The following is an 18,759-nucleotide window of genomic DNA, read 5'->3' on the forward strand; positions in this document are numbered from 1 at the left end:
CCGCGCTAGCGCCACGGATAGTCGTCGTAGGCGATGATCTCGTCCGGGCTCTTTCGGCCGTCGTCGTCCGCCGGGACCGACGAGCCGTTCGCGTCCGCGGGGTAGCCGATCGGGACGATCGCGATCGGATGGATCCCCTCGGGCACGCCGAGCACCGATCGCACCTTCTCCTCGTTGAACTCGATCAGCCAGCGCGTGCCCAGGCCCTCGGAGGTCGCGGCAAGCTGCAGGTGGTCGATCGCGACCGCGACATCGAGCGGGTAGGCCGAGATGTACCCCCCGATCGTCACGGGGATGTCCTCTTCCACCGCGAACGCGACGATGACCGCCGGGGCCTCCGCGATCAACCGGCCCCGGTTCGATGCTTGGGCCAGGAGGCGCTTGCGCTCGTCATCCTGGACGACCACGAAGCGCCAGGGCTGCAGATTGTGTTGGCTCGGCGCCAGCCGGGCGGCGCCGAGCACTGACTTCAGCTTCTCGGGCGGGACCGGCCGCGACTGGAACTGGACGCATGGGCGGTAGGAGCGGATCGCGTCGATGACGTCCATGGGGAGCGATCGAGCGAGAAACAGTCGGGCGAGGAAAGCCGCGGGGGCCTACCCCTCCGTCATGAGGTGGCGCATTCGTACTTCCGAGTGCGGACCTTGATAAAAGGGTTTGTGGCTCGAGACGGTCGAGGTCGACCCGTCGCCCGTTCCGAGACTCGATCCTACCACGAGCGCGACGAGCCGCTCCCCGTCGGGTTAGACGTCTCCGCCCAGCGCCCCCGAATCCGTTCGCGGTGACGCTCGGCCCGTCTGAGAAGCAACAGGCCGCCCACGAGCGTCACGACGAGGGCGGCGTTCAGGTAGACCCCGAGCTTGAACTCGACCAGATCCGCGGGTCCCCCGCTGTTCAGCACCAGAAAGGCGACCGCGCCCTCTCCTATGATGAACAGGCCGACGATCCCCACGCGCTGGAGGTCGGACCGCTGCCGATCGTCGGACGCTGCCACCGCAGTCGGACCGCGAACGAACTTCATGAGAGTTGGGCCCGGACTCGCTGTGCGGAGAAGCTCGTGGATGGTCCGCTTGCAGTCGCGAGGCCTTCTGGGCCCCCACCGGCGGTGGGGTCGAAGGCGAACTCGCTCGTAGCCCGGCGAGTCCCTCCGGGACGGGGCCTGACGGGACAGTCCGAGGCCACGACCGCCGGTCGAACCATGCGGTTAAATACCGGCGGACAGGACTCGGGACGCGCTGCTGACGAGTGTCTGACAAACGGGCACGAATCGGCGACGGGACTGGGGATCGAGGCCATCCTACGAGGAACGCTCGATGTATCTCAAGCGGCTGAAACTTAGGAACTTCAAGTCGTTCGCGGGCGCGACCGAGATCCCCTTCCAGCCCGGGTTCACCGGGGTAGCCGGGCCCAACGGGATGGGCAAGTCGAACATCTCCGACGCCATCCTGTTCGTCCTAGGGCCGACGAGCTCCAAGGCGCTGCGCGCCGAGCGGCTGACCCACCTGTTCTTCAATGGCGGATCGTCGAAGAAGGCGGCCACCGAGTGCGAGGTGTCGCTCGTCTTCGACAACTCGGACAAGCTGCTGCCAAACGAGGCCGCGGAGGTCGAGATCACCCGGTACGTCAAGCTCGCCCCCAGCGACCCGGACGGCTACTACTCGTACTTCTACGTCAACGGCAAGCGGACGACCCAGACCGAGATCGACGGCCTGCTCGCCCACGCACGCCTGTCGGGCGACGGCTACAACCTCGTCCAGCAGGGCGACGTCAACAAGATCGTTACGATGGGTCCGGTGCCCCGACGCGGACTGCTCGAACGGCTGGCGGGCATCAGCCAGTACGACGAGGAGCTCGATCGGGCCGCCACGAAGCGCGCGAACCTCGACCAGAACCTCGCCCGCATTCAGACCCTGCTCGGTGAGATCAAGAGCCATCTCGCCGCGCTCGAGAGCCAGCGCCTGCAGGCGATCCAGTACAAGCAGCTCCAGGACGAGAAGCGGAGAAGCGAGGCGCGTCTCGCCCGCGCCGGCCACCGCATGGCGGAGCAGGAGCTCGCGACCTGCCGCAAGCAGGTGGAGTCGGTGCGCTCGGAGATCGGCCGGCTCGACGCGGCGCGTACGGAGCTTTCGGCTCACCAGGAGGAGCTCGCGCGCCAGGTCGAGGCGGTCGACCGAGAGATCGCGGAGGCCGGCGGCGCGGCCGCGGTGAAGTTCAAGGCCGAGCTCGACGACAAGCGCATGGCGTTCGCGCGGCTCGACCAGAGTCTCTCCCATCTGCGCGAGGAGCTCGGGGCGATGAGTCAGCAGTCGAAGGAGCTCGACGGCTCGCTCGCCCAGGACGACACCCACCGCGTCGCGCTCGAAGAGCGACAACGGGAGCTCGCCGAGCGGCTCGCAACACTCGCGAAGGACGCGGAGGCCCACACCGAAGGGATCCGGACCGCGACGGGCGGCACGGGGAAGTCGAACGATCGTCTTGCGGCGGCCCGGCGCCAGCAGCTCGATCTCCAGCGCCAGCACGACCTCAAGCAGAAGGGCTGGCAACAGGCGGTCCAGGACCGAGAGGCCGCGAAGGCGTCGCGGGAGGCCGCGGAGCGAACGCTCGCGCAGGCCGAGGACGACAGCCGCGAACGCGGGGTCGAGGTCAAGGACCTCGAGCTTCGCCTCCGCGAGGCCGGGGGTCCGAAGGCGGCGGGGCCGTCGACCGGGGATCTCCAGAAGGAGCTGTTCTCGCTCAAGAATCAGGACAAGCAGCTCATTGCCGAGGCCGAACGCCTCGCGCGCGAGGTCGGCGAGCTCAACCGCCGCTACCTCGCCCTCGACGCCCGGCTGAAGGCCCGTACGGAGGGCGGTGCCCGACCGAACGCCCTCGCCGCGGTCGACTACCTGCTATCGCAGCGTAACCTCGGCAAGATCGAGGGCATCCGCGGCACGGTCGAGGAGCTCGCCGCGTTCGATCCGAAGCTCAAGACCGCGCTGCAGGTCGCCGGCGGCAGCCGCTTCCAGGCGCTGGTCGTCGAGACGGACCGGGTCGCCGAGGAGTGCATCCGGCTCCTGCGGGAAGAGAAGCGGGGCCGGGCGACGTTCCTACCGCTCAACAAGATGCTCGCCGGCCGGCCGCACGGCAAGTCCCTCGTCACCGTGCGGAGCACGGGCGCGGCCGGTTTCGCCATCGACCTCGTGAAGTTCGACGAGGCGCTGCGCCCGGCGTTCTGGTACGTCTTCGGCGAGACCGTCGTCATGAACGACCTGGCGAGCGCCCGCTCGGAGATGGGCGGGGTCCGGCTCGTCACCCTCCAGGGAGACCTGATCGAAGCGACGGGCGCCATCAGCGGCGGCTACCTGGATCCGACCGCCCAGGGTCGTGGAGCGGACAGTGCGATCGAGCTGAAGCGACTCGGCGACGAGTTGCGGGAGAAGGGCAGCGCGGAGACCGCCGCCCGCGATCAGCTGACCCAGGTCAGCGAGCGGATCCGCACGGTCAGCGAGGAGCTCGCGACGCGATCGATCCGCGACCAGTCGCGCGAGTCGACCCAGAAGATCCTCGACAAGGACATCGCCACCGCCCGGGGGCGCCTGAAGAGCGCCCAGGAGCTGATCGCCTCGGCGACGGGAGAGGAGAAGCGGGCCGGCGCCGCGTTCGAGGCGGCGGAGGAGACGGTCCGTTCCCTGGCCGCCGAGATCGCCACGCTCAAGGAATCGATCGCCAAGGCTCAGGAAGCCTACCTCGGCCAGCTGCCCGAAGCGCTCGGCGCCCGGCTGCGGGGCCTGCAGGAGGCGGCCCAGAAGACCAGCGAAGAGCGGGTCCGGGTGAACGGGGAGCTCGAGGCCGCGCGGGCCTCCCTTGCGGCGCTCGTCAGCGGCCTCGCGGCACGACGCACCGAGGGGAAGGCGGCCCTCGACGCGATCGCGGCGAAGCGCAAGGAGATCACCAAGACCGAGAAAGCGGTCCACGACGCCAAGGCCGCGCTCGACGCCCTCAAGTCGGTGGAATCCAAGCAAACCGAGTCGCAGAAGGCGCAGACCGAGACGAAGCGCGGGCTGGAGGAGCAGCGCCTCGAGGTCACGCGCAAGCTCGGCGAGACCGGGGCGAACCTCGACACTCGGCGCGCGCTGCTCACGCAGGAGGAGACGCGTCTCGCCGTGGCCGAGTCCAAGTTCCACGAGCTCGAGGAGGCCCTCCACCAGTTCCCCGAGCCCGAGCCCGACGAGAAGCCGATAAGCATCGAGGAGCTCAAGCGGAAGATCACGGCCCTCGAGCAGCAGCTGGGCACGATGGGCGACGTCAATCTGAGGGCCGTCGAGGAGTACGACGGGGAGAAGACCCGCCTCGACGAGTTCACGGGCGAGTCGACCCGCCTCACGAGCGAGAAGGACGAGCTCGTCGCGCTCGTCAACGAGATCGAGAAGAAGAAGCGGGAGAAAATCCAGCAGGTCGTCGTCCAGGTCAACGGCAATTTCCGGGAGATCTACGGGGAGCTGAGCGCCGGCGGCGAGGGCGAGATCGCGCTCGAAAACCCGGACGACCCGCTCGCCGGCGGCCTGCTGATCAAGGCCCGCCCGGTCGGCAAGACCGTCGCCCGCCTTGAGCAGTTGAGCGGTGGTGAAAAGTCGCTCGCGAGCCTCGCCTTCATCTTCTCGCTGCAGCGCTACGATCCGAGCCCGCTCTACGTGTTCGACGAAGTCGACATGTCGCTGGACGGGCTCAACGCCGAGTACGTCGGTCGGCTGCTGCGCCACAACGCCGAGCGCGCGCAGTTCGTCGTCATCTCCCTGCGCAAGGTCACGCTCAAGTTCGCGAGCCACCTCTACGGCGTGACGATGCACGGGGACGGCTGTTCCCGGGTCGTCGGCATCCACCTGGACGACATCCACGACGTCGAGAGCCGCGAGGGCGCCCGGGGGGCCGAAGCCGCACCCCCCGCGCTGGAGGCGCGATGACGATCAGCGGACCGGAGGCGAGCGAGCTCGCGGCGCCGAACGCGGTGCCACGCGACGCCGCCGAGAAGGTGCTGCGCTACCTCGTCTTCCACCGCTCCCTGCTCGGAGAGGCCGAGGACACGGGCGTCCTTCTCGAGCGCTACCTCACGCTCGTGCGGGACCTCAAGGAAGGGGTCCACATCGTCATCCCCGACCCGTTCCAGAAGGCGATGGCCCTTCTCTTCGAGCTCGTCATGGAGGAGGAGTTCGACCCGTGGGAGATCGACCTCGTGAAGTTCACCCAGTCGTACCTCGAGCGCGTGCGCGAGGACGGGGCCGTCAACTTCGCGATCGCCGGCCGGCTCGTCTACATGGCGTGGAGCATCCTCTACCTGCAGTCGGAGGTCGTGCTGAAGACCCGGGACGTCCCCGCCCCGGGAGATGGGCCGGACGCGGAGGGGCCCGCCGACGACGGCTATCTGCCGCTCCTCGAGACGCCCGAGGCGGTCGACGTCACCACCGCGGTCCTCGACGGCGCCGAGCCGCCGCCGCTGCTGGAGATGGTCCGCCACCCCGAGACCCGACCGGTCTCCCTGCTCGAGCTCGTCCGGGCATTCGGCGAGGCCGAGGCGGACGCCCGACATGCGATCCGGGTCCAGGAGCTACGGGAGCGGCTCCGCGAGGAGCAGCAGGCCCCGCCCGAGGTCCTTGTCCACGGCGACCTCCCCGAGCACGATCTCGTCGACACCTGGGAGGCCGCGCGGCGCCACCCGATCGGCGAAGCGTTCGCGCTCCTCGAGCTATGGAACCCGCTCAGCGGCCGCGAGCAGCTCGTGGCGCTGTTCCTCGCCGCGCTGTTCCTCGCCCGGGAGGGTTCGATCGAGCTGCGACAGTCCACGCTCGGCGAGTCGCCCGTGCTCCTCGTGCGGTCGCTCGACGCGCGTCCTGCGCCGGTCGCGGAGGCCTAGGCCATGCCCTCCAAGCTCGACGAGCTGGTCCTGCAGGTCGAGGCGGTCCTCTTCGCGGCGGGCCGACCGCTCAGCGTGAAGGAGGTCACGACCGCGCTGAACCTCGAGGACTACCGGCCCGTGCTCAAGGCGATCCGGACGCTCGAGCAGACCTACGCGAACCGCCAGTCGGCGCTCGAGGTGCGGCGGGTCGGCGATCGTTACGCGCTGCAGCTCGAGGAGCGGTTCGTCCCGACGGTCCACGCGGTCACGCCCGTCGAGATGGCCCCGCGGACCCTGCGGGCGCTCACGCTGATCGCCTACCACCAACCGATCCTCCAGAGCGTGCTGGTCCGCATGATCGGCGACGTCGCCTACGAGGAGGTCCAGCACCTGCGGGGCCTCGGCCTCGTCCGGACCGAACCGAAGGGATCGACCCTCGAGCTCACGACGACCCGCCGCTTCGCCGAGTACTTCGGCATCGCGTCGACCCGCCCCGAGGAGATCCGCCGATTCCTCGAGCAGAAGCTCGGGGTCGCGGCCCCCGAGGCGAGCGCGCCCGACGCGAGCGCGGCGGCCGCCCCCCCGCCCGACGCGGCCCCGCTCGCGCCGGCGCCGCCGAGCGCGCCGGCGGCCGAGGCCCCCCTCGCGGCGCCGGAAGCCAAGCCATCGCTCTGATCGGCCGCGGAGCACCGGCCCCGGCCCGGCGGCGTGCGGACTAGAACGCGCCGCACCGCGGACAGCGCACCGGCTCGGCCGGTCGCGGCGTGCCACAGTACGGGCACAGGAACGTCGCGTACGAGCCGGGCGGCGGTGGCACGGCCGCGAGCGAGCTTCCCGGCGCCGGTGGGGGAGGCGCGGCCCCGAACGGCGGCGGCGGGGGTGACCGCTCGCGACGGCCGGGACGGGCGAGGGCGATCACGAGGATCACCGCGACCGTGATCCCGATCCCGAAGATCAGGAACAGCTCCGTCCACGGGACCGGCGGGCTGGGGGCCGCCGCGGGAAGTCCGGGCGTCGGGCCCGTGTAGACGTAGTCGCGGATCGTCGCGTTCGCGTCGACGCGGTAGAGCGACGGGCCGAGCGGGACCCCCCAACCGGTCGTGGGGTCCCAGCCGGGGCCGGCCGAGAAAAAGTAGTTCGAGCCGTTCTCGACGTCGAGGTACGGGTCGGAGGGACCCGGATGGGCCCAGAAGTAGCTGCCGATGCGGTAGAGCTCGGGGTCGAGGAAGCCGAAGGCGTGGTGCGAGACCGCGATCTCGTCGGTAAGCAGGCCCGCGAACGCGGGGGCGGCGATGCTCGTCCCTTCGAGCACCTCGTAGTAGACGTTCCCTTCGGCATCGGCGTAGACGAAGGCGATCGTCGAGTTCCCCGGGAACGCGATGTCCGGCTCGGCCCGGTTCAGGGTGCCGACGCCTTGCTTGACGGTCGCATTGGCGATCGGCCACTGCGCCGCGGAGTGGAACTGCCAGTCCGGCTCGGGGTAGACCGTGCTGATCCCCCCCTCCGTGCCGGCGTAGGTCCCGGGCCCCCCGGTCGTGTCCCACCAGGTGTCGAGGGCGACGATGCCCGAGGCGTTCGCGTCGTACTCGATCGTCAGCGACGTCTCGTTGATCCAGCCCGCCGGGGCACCGCCGAGGTCGAGGGAGACGCCGCCGACCGCGACCGAGCCCGAGAGGTTGAACGCCGCGGAGGCGGGCCACAGCGGCCAGGGTCCGGCGCTGCGCATCGTCAGCTGGTTCGGCGCGTTGCCCTGATCGCCGCTGGCCGCGATCACCGTGACCCCCATCGCTGCCGCCTCCTCGAGCTCCTGGTCCCAGAGCGTGTCGTTGAGGTCCGCGATCCCGAACGAGCAGCTGATCGCGCCGAGCACCTGCGAGCCGTAGTCGTAGGCGAGCGCGCTCGCAAGGTCCTGGTCGAAGAACGACGCGACGTCGGCGTCGGTCTCGGCCGAGGCCAGCAGGCTGCCGGCGAAATAGAAGTTGTAGAGCCCCGCCCCCGGCGCGAGGCTGCCGGCCATCTCGAGGTCGAGCGCGTTCTCGATCGAGTCATCGGTCGTGTCGTTGATCGTGCCGAACGGTCCGGGTAGCGGCGGCGTCACCCCGCCGACGGTGACGGGCACCCCGACGAGCGGCGCGGCCCGAGAGACCGGCAGCCAGGCGGGAGCGAGGGTCGCGTTGAAGTACGTCTCGACGACGTTCGGGTCCCACGGCGGCGTGTTGACATTGTCGGTCTGGTTGTAACCGCTCGCGAGCAGCGTGGCGATGGCGAGCCCCGTCGGGAACGTGGCGTTGGCGATGCTCGAAACGTTGCCGGGCAGCAGCTCGTCCGCCCCGAAGGCGTTGGTGAAGTCGGAGCCGACGAAGAAGTTGAACCCCGTGTCGTTGTCGTGGGCGAACAGCCCGTCGCCGAGCCGTCCGACCGGCCCCCCGGACCGGATCGCGAGGTTATCGGTCGTCCGTGCGTCGGGCGCGTTGGTGAGCCCATCGATCCCCGAGACGAGCCCGCGCAGCCCGGTCGGCAGCTGCGGGGTGCCGACCGCTGTGTACACCGGGCCGCCCTCGGAGGGGAACTCGACCATGCGGACGCCGAACAGCGCGTCGACCTCCGCGACGCTCAACGTCGCGCTCACGGACAGACCGTCCGGCGCTACGCGGACCTGGGCGGCACCGGCTCCGGCGAGCGTGGCCGCCACCGACGCGGCGGCACTCGGCGACGGGGCGAACCGCGCTTCGAACTCCGCATGGGACAGGAACTGTCGGTACGCGCTCGACGCGGGATCCTCGACGGAACGCAGGAAGGCATCGAGGCCGGCGGGATCCGGGTAGGCGAGTGCGACGGTGATCTCGAGCGGCTCGCTGGCCGCCATGCTGCGGGCTTGGACGGACGGCGGAACGGCGACCGCGTCGGTGGTGAACCCGTTCGTCGCGGTCGGGTCCGGTGACGACGCTCGCCCGACGGTCGACGCCAAGCTGGTGGGAGAAAGTGCCACGACGACCGCGAGCGCCAGCACGACGGGCGCGAGGGGCAGACGCACGATGTCGTTACACCCGGTGCCCCTAATGATACCGACCGCCGCGCGGCACTCCGCCAACCCCTTTATCCCGCCTCGAGGTCCCGACCGAGATGGTCCCGGCCGACGGGCGCGACCCGAACTGCGTGTTCTGCGCGATCGTCGAAGGTCGCGCGCCGGCGTACAAGGTCTACGAGGACGAGGCGACCGTCGCCTTCCTCGACCTGTTCCCGTTCACGCGGGGCCATCTGCTCGTCGTGCCGAAGCGCCACGCCCCCCGGCTCACCGACTACGCGCCGGAGGACCAGGCGGCGCTCGTGCGCACGCTCTCGGTCATGTGCCGACGGGCCGAGCGGCTCACCGCCGACTACAACGTGGCGATGAACGCCGGCGCCCGGGCCGGCCAGATCGTGTTCCACCTCCACTTCCACGTCATCCCGCGCTATGGGGAGGCGAATCCCTTCCACCCCACCCAGCGTCATCGCATCCGCGAGGACGAGGCGGGCCAAGTCGTCGCGGAGCTGTCTCGCCCCTGAGCCCCCATGAGTCCCTCCCCCGTCCGGGCCCCGGCGGTCGCCGGCCAGTTCTACCCAGCCGACGGGGCCGAGCTCGCGCGCGCCGTCGAGACCTGCTTCCTCGACCCCCGCGGACCGGGAGCGCTCCCCCCCCGTCAGCGGGCCCCGGGCCGCACGCTGCGGGCGGCGGTGGTCCCCCACGCGGGGTACGAGTTCTCCGGAGCGATCGCGGCCCTCGCCTACTCGCTCGTCGCGGCGCAGCGGCCCCCGGCCACGGTGCTCGTGCTCGGGGTCGACCACTACCGCCTCGGCGCCGGGCCGTGCCTTTCGAATCGGGACTGGTTGACGCCGCTCGGACCGACGGCGTCCGACCACGATCTGGTGCGGGCGCTCGATCGACCGCCGCTGCGGATCGACGAGCGCGCCCACGCGCGCGAGCACTCGATCGAGGTCCAGCTCCCGTTCCTCGAGTACGTGCTGCCGCAACCCCGCTTCGTGGCGCTGCAGGTGCGCTTCGCTCCCTTCGACGACCTCCTGGAGACCGCCCGCGTCCTCCGCGACGCGATCGACGGACGGGACGTCCTCGTCCTCGCCTCGACGGACCTCTCGCACTACGTGCCGGCACGGACCGCCGAGCGCCTGGATCGCCTCGCGATCGACGCGATCCTCGCGCGGGACCCTCGGCTCCTCTACGACACGGTCGAGCGCAACGACATCTCCATGTGCGGCATCGCACCGACGACCGTGCTGCTCGCCGCGCTCGCGGACGAACCGCTCGAGGCGCGCCTGTTGCGCTGGGGGCATTCGGGCGAAGCGCAGCCGATGCGCGAGGTGGTCGGGTACGCCGCCGTCGCCCTCGAGTCCGCCCGCCCCCGGTCGCCGTCGGTTAAATAGCGCGTCCGACTCGCGGCCGCCGGCCCGGCCCACATGATCCTCTCCGACGTGAAGATCCGCGAGGAGATGCGCCGGGGTCGCATCGTGATCCGCCCGTTCCGGGCCGGCTCGCTCGGGACGAACTCCTACGACGTTCACCTCGGGCCGTACCTCGCGGTCTACGAGTCGGGGGCCCTGGACGCGCGGCGACCGAACCCGGTCCGCGAGTTCCGTATCCCGAAGGACGGGGTCGTCCTCGTTCCCGGCCAGCTCTACCTCGGGGTCACCGAGGAGTACACCGAGACCCACGGCTTCGTGCCGTTCCTCGAGGGAAAGTCGAGCGTGGGGCGCCTCGGGCTCGACATCCACTCCACGGCGGGCAAGGGCGACGAGGGGTTCTGCAACTACTGGACGCTCGAGATGAGCGTGAAGGTGCCCGTCCGCATCTACGCCGGCATGCCGATCGGCCAGTTGATCTACTTCGAGATCTCCGGACGCGTCCAGCACAGCTACTCCGGCAAGCGTTCGGCGAAGTACCGGGCGGTGTCGGCGCACCCGACGCCGTCGCGGATGTACCTCAACTTCCCGCGCCGGGCGCGGCGGTCGCCCTAGTCCCCGCGCGGCGGGCGTCCCACGAGGTAGAAGGCGGGCCGCGCCGGTCGCGCTCGGTCCCGCCGCCCGAGCGGGTCGAGCGCCTCGCCCTCGTCCTCCGCCACGATCGTCACCGCGCGGAAGCCGAAGCGGTGCGCGAGGTATCCCTCGGCCCGGCGAAGCACCTCGAGCTCCTCCACCGACGCCCCCGGCGCCGGTTCGGAGCGAAGCCCGGGCGCGACCCGCTCGACATAACGCGGGATCTGGGCGAGACGGGCGGCGAGCTCGGGATGTCCCTTCGCCCGCTCCATCACCGAGCGCACGCTCGGGCTGGCGCCGCGGGCCAGGTCCTCCCGCATCCATGCCTCGACGGTCGACTTCCACGGTGCGGCGACGAAGAAGACGACCTCACCGGGGGCCGCCGAGCCCCGCTCGCCGCCCGCGCGCAGCACGGCGCGCAGGTCGTCCTCGGTCCGCTCCACGAGGGCCTCACTGGCCTCGGCCGTCGGAGAGGGCGCGAAATCGTCCGCCGAGGGGAACGGCTCGACGGCCACGAGGCCGCCGAAGCGGCCGTCGCCGAGCTCCTCGGCGAGATGCGGGGCGAACGGAGCGAGGAGCCCGATCCAGGTCCTGCCGACCCGGTCGGTCATCGCGCCCGCGCTCCCTCCCCGCGCGTAGTACCGCCGGAGCGCGGCCGGCAGCGCCACGAACGCCTCCTCGGCGGCGGTCCGCAGATCCGCCGCGTCCAGCGACACGCGGACGCGCGCCACGATCCGGTGGAGGACCGACGAGAGCCACGCGTCGAGATCGGGAGGTCCCCGGCCGTCGCCCCGTGACTCCCGCACGAGGCGCTCCACGTCGGCCAGGCGGCCGGCGGCCGCCTCGACGTCCTCGGCGTCCCACTCGACATCGGAGGGACCGGCGGCGACGGTGATGTAGTACAGGCGCAGGGCGTCCGGGCCCCAACGCTCGAGCGCGTCGTCGATCGGCGGGATCGGCGTCCCCGTCCCGGACATTCCCTTCTTGGACAGCTTGGTCCCGGAGGCGCCGGTGATCCAGCCGTTGACGAAGATGCCGCGGGGTCCGAGCTCGGGGGGGAGCAGCTTGGCGTGCGTGAACAAAAAGACGGGGAAGTGCACGCTCTTGTGCTCCTTGCCGCCGAGGTTGATGTCGAGCGGGTACCAGTAGCCGAACTCCGCGCGCACCTCGGCGCGCAGCTCCGCCGGGACCGTCGGCTCGCCCGTACCGAGGCCGAGGAAGATCTCGTCGAAGAACGCGTCGGTGAGCTGGGCCGGCGTGAGACGGCCGGCGCTCACGAAGCGGCGCACCACGAAGTAGGCCATGTAGAAGGTCGAGTCCGCGATCGGCTCGACCACCCACGCGGGGTCGAAGGGGAGCGGCGTTCCGAGCCACGGCCCCTTGCGAGCGCACGGCCGGTCCTGGAACCAGTCCAGGATCCCGGGCAGCTCGCGCGCGTACTCCGTGGGCACCGTGGTCAGCCGCTCGAGGCTCGCTCGCGTCGCCGCCTTCCAGCCCGGGTCGCTGTAGCGGAGGAACCACTGGTCCGAGACCCGTCGGATGATGACCGCATGCCCGTTGCGGCAGATCACGGGCTTCGAGAACTCCTGGAGCTCGAAGGAGCGGCCCAGCGCCGCGAGCTCCCGGCTGACGCGATCGCGGGCGTCGCGCACGGGGACCCCGGCGAGGGGGGCCACCGTCATCCGTCCGCGCGCGTGCTCGAGGCGGTAGAGCCGCTCCGTGGCCTCGGCGAGGGCGGCGGCATCCGAAAGGCCCGTCGCGCCCGTCGCGCGGAGCGCCCGCTCGGCCGGCGTGCCCGGACCCTCGAGCAGGCGCTGTTCGGAGGCCGTGAAGGCCGCGTCGCCGGCGACCGCGATGAGGACCGGTGGGGGGAGCAGCCCGGCGCGCGCGCTCGGCGCCAGCGACACTAGCGCGGCCGCGTCCGCGGGCGAGTGGGCCGGCACGCTCATCACGACGCCGGTCCCGACCGCGGGATCTACGAGCGGGCTCTCGAGGATCGGCACATCGCGCTCCACGAACGGAACTCGGACCGTACGACCGAGGACCTCGCGGGCCGCGACGGTGTGTCCGACGTGCCCGCCGTGCTGCTCGACCAGCCGCTCGGCGCCGGGCCGAGCCAGCACGTACTCGTGGTCGCCACGGTGCCAGACGACGAGCTCCTCCTCGGGCGCGAGCCATAGGTTCGTGACGCCGTAGACCGTCTCGGGTCGGAGCGTGGCGGCGAGCAGCTCGCGCCCGTCGGCGAGCCGGAACGGCACGGTGACGAAACGCAGGGTCTCGGCGTCGCCGCCGCTCGAGAGGTCCGTCTCGGACGGATCGACCGCCACCGGCCCGCATACCGGACACACCGAGGCATAGTACGAGCCCTGCGCGAACGCGCCGCGCTCGCGCAACCGGCGCATCTGCCAGCGGACGAACGCCGCGTAGTCTTCGTCGATCGTCGTGACGAACGTGGCCTCGTCGAACAGCACCCCCATCCGGCGGAGCACGCGCCGGTACTCGTCGGAGAGGAAGCGGACCGCGGCCGCGGGATCGGCGAGGCCTGCGATCTCGCCATCGGTGAGTCCTCGCTCCGAAAGCTGCGCGATCGTCGCCGGGTCCCGGTCCTGAACTCGGTGGGCCCACGTGACCGCCGGGAGGCCCGAGGCGTGGACGCCGAACGGGAGCAGCACCGCGCGCCCGCGTGCACGATGGTAGCGGTGGAGCGCGTCGACGTACGCGTAGCCCCGAAGGTGTCCGAGGTGGAAGAAACCGCTCGAACCCGGGTAGGCGACGAGCGCGAAGAACTTCTCCCGGTTGGGGGCGCGCTGGCCGGTCGCGAGGCCCGCGTCGGCCCAGATGCGCTGCCAGTGCTGGGGCCGGCGGCCCTCCATCCGGCGGTTCGACACGTCCTCTCTATTTGAGCAGGACCGAGCGCCGGGGCGGCGGTCGGCCTCGCACGCGAAAGCGTAAACGTCCGCCGCGGGAACGGTGGAGCCGAGGGTCGACGTGCGAATCATCGAGGTCTTCCACTCGATCCAGGGCGAGGGTCCGCTCACCGGGGTGCGCACCTCGTTCGTGCGGACCGCTCGCTGCAACCTGCGTTGCAGCTGGTGCGACACCACCTACTCGTTTGGGCCGGGCCACGAGCGCTCGATCCCGTCGCTGCTACGCGAGATCGCGGGCCATCGCACCCGCTACGTGTGCCTGACCGGCGGGGAGCCGCTGCTCCAGACGGCGTCGGTCGAGCTCGTGCGCGCCCTTTCGAGCCAGGGCCTCACCACCGTGATCGAGACCGGAGGCTCGCTGGACGTACGACCGTACCTCGCCATCCCTCGGGTCGTGCTCAGCGTGGACGTGAAGTGCCCCGCGTCCCGGATGGAGGCCCACAACCGATGGGCGAACCTCCCGCTCCTGCGCCCGGGCGACGTGCTGAAGTTCGTGGTCGCGGACCGCCGGGACTACCTCTACGCGCGCCGCGTCCTCCGATCCCGGCCGTGCGCGGCGCAGGTCGTCTTCCAGCCGGTGTGGGGCACGGATGCCGGCCGGCTCGCCGACTGGGTGCTCGCGGACCGGCTCGACGCGCGGGTGATGCTCCAGGAGCACAAGGTGCTCTGGGGGGATGTCCCGGGACGGTAGTCCGGTCGGCCCGCCGGCACGCCCACGCATAGGCTAATGAGGCCGCTCCCCCCGTGCGGCGTCTTGGTCCATGTCGGTCGAACCGTCGGCGGCCCGAGCGGCGGCGGTCGGCGCGGACTCGCCGTTCGGCAAGGCCCGCGGCATGGTCTTCCCGCGGATCGTGCTCGCGGGCCACGGAGTGCTCAACGAGCTGGGGGCCGCCTGCCACCAGTTCGACTTCGCGGACACGGGCGCCGTCGTGACCGGCTCGACCACCGCGCTGCTCGCGGGGAACCGGGCCGTCGAGATCCTGCGCGCCGACGGCTTCCGGGCCGAGGCGGTCCTCGCGGGTGAGGCGACCGAGGCGGAGGTCGACCGGGTTGCCGCCGAGGTGCGCGCGAAAGGCGCCCGGTTCCTGATCGCCGCGGGCGGCGGCAGCAAGATCGACATCACCAAGGTCGTGGCCTACCGGCTCCGGATCCCGTTCGTGAGCCTCCCCACGTCGGCCGCGCACGACGGCATCTCCTCGCCGCGCGCGACGCTCCACGGCAGCGAGCGGACGACGAGCATCGAGGCGGCGGTGCCGATCGGGATCATCGCTGACACCGAGGTGATCGTCCGGGCGCCGTTCCGCCTGCTCGCTTCCGGCTGCGCGGACGTGATCTCGAACGTCACCGCGGTGCTCGACTGGCATCTCGCGGTGCGGCTCAAGGGCGAGGAGTTCTCGAGCACGGCGGCGACGCTCAGCGAGTACGCGGCCCGCGAGATCATGGACCACGCGAGTTCGATCAAGCCCGGGCTCGAGGAGTCGGTCTGGATCGCGATCCGTCCGATGATCGTCGCGGGGATCGCCATGAGCGTCGCGGGCTCGTCGCGCCCCTGCTCCGGTAGCGAGCACCTGTTCAGCCACGCGCTCGACCGCGTCGCCCAGCATCCGAGCCTGCACGGCGAGCAGTGCGGGGTCGGTGCGATCATGATGATGTACCTGCACGGCGGCGACTGGCAGCGCGTGCAGTCCGCGCTCCGAAGCGTCGGCGCGCCGATCACCGCGGACCAGCTCGGCGTGTCGGCCGACGAGGTGGTCAAAGCGCTCGTCCTCGCGCACACGCTGCGCCCCGAGCGCTACACGATCCTGGGCGACAACGGCCTCACCCGCGAGGCCGCCGAGCGGCTCGCGACGCGGACCGGGGTGATCGGTTGATGCCGGACATCACGCTGCTCGCGGTCGGGGAAGCGCGCGAGGGCTTCGAGTTCGTCTACCAGGGGGGCGGCCCGGTCTGCCGCACCTGCCCGTACCGGCACGCGTGCCTGACGCTCGACGTCGGACGTCGCTACGCGGTGTCGAAGGTCCGGGCCGTGACCCACCCCTGCGCGCTGCAGGAGTCGCCGGCCCACGTGGTCGAGGTTCGAGCGGTCCCGCGGGCGCTGCTCGTCGAGAGCCGGAGCGCGGTCGTCGGGAGCTCCGTCGAGGCGGCGCGCTACCCGTGCCGGCGCCTCGACTGCCCGAACTGGTGGGACTGCGCGGGTCCGACGCTGCCGTCGAAGCAGCGCTTCCGCATCGAGCGCGTCGAGCCCGAGCCAGCGGAGTGCCGGATCGGCCGAACCCTCAAACGGGTGGAAGCGGTCTAGGTCCCGCTGTGGGGCTGTGGGGTAGCTACGGACGCGAGGCCCGAACCTCCGTCCGCTCTACTGGTCCATCCTTCGGGCTTTGGGAGCCCGGGACCCCGATTCAAATTCGGGCAGCCCCAGGCGGCCGGACCCGCGCGCCGGCGCGCCCGTTAACTCCGTCGGGCGCTCGGGCGACGCCGGGGAGGCAGGTATCTCGCTGACCGTCAGCGCCGTCGTGATCGCGCACGATCCGGCCCGGCGGCCGCTGCTGGAGGCCGCGGTCGCCTCCGCGGCGGCGGCGGGCGCCGACGAGATCGTCGTGGTGCGCCCGTACGATGCCCCCCTCGGCCCCTGGGAGGGGCGCTACCGCGACGTCCGCACGTCCGCGAGCTCCACCGGCGGCAAGCACGCGGACGGCGTCGAGGCGGCCCGGGGGGACGTGGTGGCGCTGCTCGATGACGACGACACCTGGAAGCCGGAGAAGGTCGGCGTCGTTCGCGACCGCTTCGCGGCCCGCCGAGACCTCGTCCTGCTCAATCACGGCTACGACATCGTCGACGAGCACGACCGGTTCCTGCGAGCGGGCACGCCGTCGGGCGGCCGCTGGGCCCTCTCGTCGAATCTCGCCCTGCGCCGCGCCTGGGCCACTGCGCGGACGTCGCTCCTCCGGGCGGCGGGATGGCAGGCGGACGAGGTCTGGCTGCTCCTCGCCGACGTCGATGCGCCGAACGGGATCGAGGTCCTCGACCGCTCGCTGACCCGGTGGCGCTACCACGCCGGGAACATCTCGCGCTCGCACCGGACGAGCGAACGGGAGTTCCGGGCGCGGCACTCCGCCCTGTACGACCGCTGGGCCCAGGCGGAGGAGGCGATGCTGGCCTACGCGCGCCAGCGTGGCGTTCCCGACGGATCCCCGATCGCGGCGCTCCACCTCCGGCGCCGCTCCGAGTTCCGCTTCCTGTCGGCCCTCGAGCACGACCGCGCGCCCCGGGCGGCGGCCCGGACGTTCCTCGCCGAGGGGGAGGGCCAGCCGCCGTTGCGCCGCCTCGCGCGGCTCGCCCGCCTGTCTCCGGGGCTCGCCCGCTACCTGCTCTTCCGCTTCAATCGGTTCCACTGACGGGCCGACAACGGAATAAAGCGGGCCCCCGCTCCGAGGGGGCGATGGCCGCGCCGACCCCGCCGGTGGGGGAGCGACCCCGCTTCGCGCTCACGCTCACCGTGCGCAACAACGCGCCGACGATCGGGGCGAGCCTCGCGAGCCTCATGCCCGAGCTCGACGCCGGTGGCGAGCTCGCGATCGCGGACGCCGCCTCCACCGACGGCACGCTGGACGAGATCCGACGCGCGATCGGGAACGATCCGCGCGTCCACGTCCGGTCCGAGCCGTGCAATCGGGGGGAAGGTCGGAACCGAGCGGTCGCGCTCACGAGCGCGCCGATCATCGTCTCGCAGCTCGACGCCGACAACCGCTACGCGCCGTCGGTCCTTCGCAGCGCGGTCGCGGCGCTCGAGCGGACCCCGACGGCCGAGGTCCTGAACGCGATCGGGCTGTCCGACGCGAACCCGTCGTCGACCCGGTTCTTTGTTTGGCGCCGGGCGACGCTCGAGCGGCTCGGCGGCTATCCGCCGAGCCAGGTCGCCGAGGAGCTCGGGCTGATCCTGAAGGCCTACCGCGCCGGCCTGCACTTCCGGCGGTTCCCCGTGGACGCCATTGCCGTCGACCTCAAGGAGCGCCACGCTGGGCATGGCGCCACGCGCCCCTGGTGGCAGCGCGGTCGTGTGTCGATCCGAGCCGCCAAGAAGTTCGGTCTCCTCGGCTACCGGTACGCCGAGTTCGTCCGCTACCTGGCGATGACCCGGCGGACGACGCCTCGATTCCTGGCCGGGCTCGCGCTCAGCGCGGTGGGGTACGTCTCGCTCGCCGCGTCCGGCCGGGACGCTCGATTCCTCGACGATGGGCTCGGGGAGACCTCGGCAGATGTCGCGCGGGCCGTGGCCACGCCCGGTTGGCCCCGCACCCGCTAGCCCGGCGGCGGGAACGCTCAAGGCCCCGCCGGCGTCGTGGGAGTTCGTGCCGCCCTCCGAGACGAGCGCTTCCGAGGAGCGCGCGTCGGACCTGCGCGTCGAGGCGGCGATGCTCGAGTGCCCCAACTGCGGCCGTCCGACCCCGCACCGGATCCTCCGGGTCGACCGGACCTCGGCACCGCGACGGGGCCGGGTCCGAGGGATCGCGCGTTGCCGGAACTGCCGATTGACCCACCCGTTCGCGTCGGCCCCGGCCGAGCGCGCCGACGTGGAGCTGATCGTGTCGGACGGCGCGGTGAGCGAACGGTCCCGGCTGCCGCTGCCCCGACTCGCTCGGCTGACGGTGGGCGCGACCGTGCCCGTCGCGGGAGACCCGCTGACGGTGCGGCGGTTGGACGGCCCCGATGGCCGTTCCGTCCGCTCGGCGCGCGCCGCCGAGCTGCGAACGATCTGGGCGGTGCGCGATCGCGGTACGGTCGTGGCCGTCTCGATCGTCGAGGGACGTCGCACGCGCTCCGCGTCGCTGGCCCTTCCTCACGGGACGCTCCTCGGGATCGGCGATGCCCTCTCCGTGGACGACCGGCCGCACGCCATCGTGGCGCTGCGCGCAAACGGCCACACCTGGAAGCGCC

General features: G+C 71.6%; 15 protein-coding genes, 1 tRNA gene and 1 pseudogene. 13 read left to right on the forward strand and 4 right to left on the reverse strand.

Features of this window, described 5'->3' with window-relative positions:
* Window positions 1-5 precede the first annotated feature (5 nt).
* Together VEL82_06200 and VEL82_06205 are read right to left on the reverse strand one after the other, a co-directional pair.
* Window positions 6-548 carry a nitroreductase family protein gene (locus VEL82_06200; GenBank protein ID HXW67448.1) on the reverse strand — a complete coding sequence of 181 codons (543 nt, stop codon included), beginning with the start codon at window positions 546-548 and terminating at the stop codon, window positions 6-8.
* Window positions 549-709: 161 nt separating this feature from the next.
* Window positions 710-994, reverse strand: coding sequence for a hypothetical protein (locus VEL82_06205; GenBank protein HXW67449.1), 285 nt, complete (start codon window positions 992-994; stop codon window positions 710-712).
* Window positions 995-1,313: 319 nt separating this feature from the next.
* On the opposite strand from VEL82_06205, the gene smc reads away from it, so the two are divergent.
* From smc to VEL82_06220, 3 genes are read left to right on the forward strand one after another with little or no spacing between them, the layout of a single operon-like run.
* Window positions 1,314-4,940 (forward strand): chromosome segregation protein SMC, encoded by a 3,627-nt coding sequence (smc, locus tag VEL82_06210; protein ID HXW67450.1) that lies wholly within the window; start codon window positions 1,314-1,316, stop codon window positions 4,938-4,940.
* A complete protein-coding gene (locus VEL82_06215; protein ID HXW67451.1) occupies window positions 4,937-5,887 on the forward strand; it encodes a hypothetical protein in 951 nt (316 codons plus the stop codon). Before smc ends, VEL82_06215 begins: the two co-directional genes overlap by 4 nt.
* Window positions 5,888-5,890: 3 nt before the next feature.
* On the forward strand, window positions 5,891-6,544 hold the full coding sequence (locus tag VEL82_06220; protein HXW67452.1) for an SMC-Scp complex subunit ScpB: 654 nt from the start codon (window positions 5,891-5,893) through the stop codon (window positions 6,542-6,544).
* Window positions 6,545-6,584: 40 nt separating this feature from the next.
* Here VEL82_06220 and VEL82_06225 read toward each other — a convergent pair whose 3' ends face one another.
* Entirely contained in the window at window positions 6,585-8,903 is a 2,319-nt protein-coding gene (locus VEL82_06225) for a protease pro-enzyme activation domain-containing protein (GenBank protein ID HXW67453.1), read from the reverse strand.
* 89 nt (window positions 8,904-8,992) lie between these two features.
* Between VEL82_06225 and VEL82_06230 the strand changes: the two genes are divergently transcribed.
* From VEL82_06230 to dcd, 3 genes are read left to right on the forward strand one after another with little or no spacing between them, the layout of a single operon-like run.
* A complete protein-coding gene (locus VEL82_06230) occupies window positions 8,993-9,415 on the forward strand; it encodes an HIT domain-containing protein (protein ID HXW67454.1) in 423 nt (140 codons plus the stop codon).
* 6 nt (window positions 9,416-9,421) lie between these two features.
* Window positions 9,422-10,288, forward strand: a complete 867-nt coding sequence (gene amrB, locus VEL82_06235; GenBank protein HXW67455.1) for an AmmeMemoRadiSam system protein B — start codon at window positions 9,422-9,424, stop codon at window positions 10,286-10,288.
* 33 nt (window positions 10,289-10,321) lie between these two features.
* Complete coding sequence (gene dcd, locus VEL82_06240) at window positions 10,322-10,879, forward strand: dCTP deaminase (GenBank protein HXW67456.1); 558 nt, start codon at window positions 10,322-10,324, stop codon at window positions 10,877-10,879.
* Here dcd and VEL82_06245 read toward each other — a convergent pair.
* Complete coding sequence (locus VEL82_06245) at window positions 10,876-13,770, reverse strand: class I tRNA ligase family protein (GenBank protein ID HXW67457.1); 2,895 nt, start codon at window positions 13,768-13,770, stop codon at window positions 10,876-10,878. The two genes, dcd and VEL82_06245, sit on opposite strands and share 4 nt — an antisense overlap.
* A 115-nt stretch (window positions 13,771-13,885) precedes the next feature.
* Between VEL82_06245 and VEL82_06250 the strand changes: the two genes are divergently transcribed.
* The 7 genes and pseudogenes from VEL82_06250 (at window position 13,886) to VEL82_06280 (ending at window position 18,743) form a co-directional block, all read left to right on the forward strand.
* Window positions 13,886-14,515, forward strand: coding sequence for a radical SAM protein (locus VEL82_06250; protein ID HXW67458.1), 630 nt, complete (start codon window positions 13,886-13,888; stop codon window positions 14,513-14,515).
* Window positions 14,516-14,657: 142 nt separating this feature from the next.
* Window positions 14,658-15,695 carry an NAD(P)-dependent glycerol-1-phosphate dehydrogenase gene (locus VEL82_06255; GenBank protein HXW67459.1) on the forward strand — a complete coding sequence of 346 codons (1,038 nt, stop codon included), beginning with the start codon at window positions 14,658-14,660 and terminating at the stop codon, window positions 15,693-15,695.
* Window positions 15,695-16,123, forward strand: a complete 429-nt coding sequence (locus VEL82_06260) for a UPF0179 family protein (GenBank protein HXW67460.1) — start codon at window positions 15,695-15,697, stop codon at window positions 16,121-16,123. The genes VEL82_06255 and VEL82_06260 overlap by 1 nt, the downstream gene beginning before the upstream one ends.
* 10 nt (window positions 16,124-16,133) lie before the next feature.
* A tRNA-Pro gene (locus VEL82_06265) sits at window positions 16,134-16,242 on the forward strand.
* 95 nt (window positions 16,243-16,337) lie between these two features.
* Window positions 16,338-17,219, forward strand: a complete 882-nt coding sequence (locus tag VEL82_06270) for a glycosyltransferase (GenBank protein ID HXW67461.1) — start codon at window positions 16,338-16,340, stop codon at window positions 17,217-17,219.
* Window positions 17,220-17,263: 44 nt separating this feature from the next.
* The gene (locus VEL82_06275; protein HXW67462.1) at window positions 17,264-18,127 is read left to right on the forward strand and encodes a glycosyltransferase family A protein; all 864 of its coding nucleotides are present in this window, start codon (window positions 17,264-17,266) and stop codon (window positions 18,125-18,127) included.
* Window positions 18,128-18,236: 109 nt separating this feature from the next.
* Window positions 18,237-18,743 (forward strand): annotated as a pseudogene (locus VEL82_06280) (HVO_0476 family zinc finger protein).
* The last annotated feature ends 16 nt before the right edge of the window (window positions 18,744-18,759 follow it).

The sequence above is a fragment of the Thermoplasmata archaeon genome (assembly GCA_035622275.1).
Classification (GTDB): Archaea; Thermoplasmatota; Thermoplasmata; order Lutacidiplasmatales; family UBA184; genus Lutacidiplasma.

Bases quoted from the DNA above. Each gene is read 5' to 3' on its own strand.
- VEL82_06200 (HXW67448.1), bottom strand. From the start codon at position 548: ATGGACGTCATCGACGCGATCCGCTCCTACCGCCCATGCGTCCAGTTC.
- smc (HXW67450.1), top strand. From the start codon at position 1,314: ATGTATCTCAAGCGGCTGAAACTTAGGAACTTCAAGTCGTTCGCGGGC.
- VEL82_06215 (HXW67451.1), top strand. From the start codon at position 4,937: ATGACGATCAGCGGACCGGAGGCGAGCGAGCTCGCGGCGCCGAACGCG.
- VEL82_06220 (HXW67452.1), top strand. From the start codon at position 5,891: ATGCCCTCCAAGCTCGACGAGCTGGTCCTGCAGGTCGAGGCGGTCCTC.
- VEL82_06230 (HXW67454.1), top strand. From the start codon at position 8,993: ATGGTCCCGGCCGACGGGCGCGACCCGAACTGCGTGTTCTGCGCGATC.
- amrB (HXW67455.1), top strand. From the start codon at position 9,422: ATGAGTCCCTCCCCCGTCCGGGCCCCGGCGGTCGCCGGCCAGTTCTAC.
- dcd (HXW67456.1), top strand. From the start codon at position 10,322: ATGATCCTCTCCGACGTGAAGATCCGCGAGGAGATGCGCCGGGGTCGC.
- VEL82_06245 (HXW67457.1), bottom strand. From the start codon at position 13,770: ATGGAGGGCCGCCGGCCCCAGCACTGGCAGCGCATCTGGGCCGACGCG.
- VEL82_06255 (HXW67459.1), top strand. From the start codon at position 14,658: ATGGTCTTCCCGCGGATCGTGCTCGCGGGCCACGGAGTGCTCAACGAG.
- VEL82_06260 (HXW67460.1), top strand. From the start codon at position 15,695: ATGCCGGACATCACGCTGCTCGCGGTCGGGGAAGCGCGCGAGGGCTTC.
- VEL82_06275 (HXW67462.1), top strand. From the start codon at position 17,264: ATGGCCGCGCCGACCCCGCCGGTGGGGGAGCGACCCCGCTTCGCGCTC.